Annotated in this window: 1 protein-coding gene; it reads left to right on the top strand. The window is 51.4% G+C overall.

Annotated elements, in window-relative coordinates; all coding sequences use genetic code 11:
• A partial coding sequence (locus tag HA050_RS21795; RefSeq protein WP_205836571.1) for a VCBS domain-containing protein occupies positions 1-276 on the top strand: 276 nt, incomplete at both ends.

The raw sequence follows: 276 nt of genomic DNA, 5'->3' as shown, positions 1-276 counted from the left end.
ATGCGGCAGTGATCACACCGAATAAGCCAGGCGATGACGCAGGGCAGGTCAAAGAAGATACAACGCTGACTACCAGCGGCACCTTACTGGTTAACGACAAAGACGCCGGTCAATCCAGCTTCCAGGCCCAGACTGAAACCAACGGTACTTACGGTAAGTTCAGCATTGGCACGGATGGTAAGTGGACTTACACGCTGAACAATAACGATCCAGTTGTTCAGGCCTTAAAAGACGGCGATGTGAAGACCGAAACCTTCACCGTTAAATCCGCCGATG

The organism is Iodobacter violaceini, from assembly GCF_011601265.1.
GTDB lineage: Bacteria > Pseudomonadota > Gammaproteobacteria > Burkholderiales > Chitinibacteraceae > Iodobacter > Iodobacter violaceini.
Note: the sequence above shows the minus strand (reverse complement) of the source record. Positions and strands in the feature narration are given on the sequence as shown.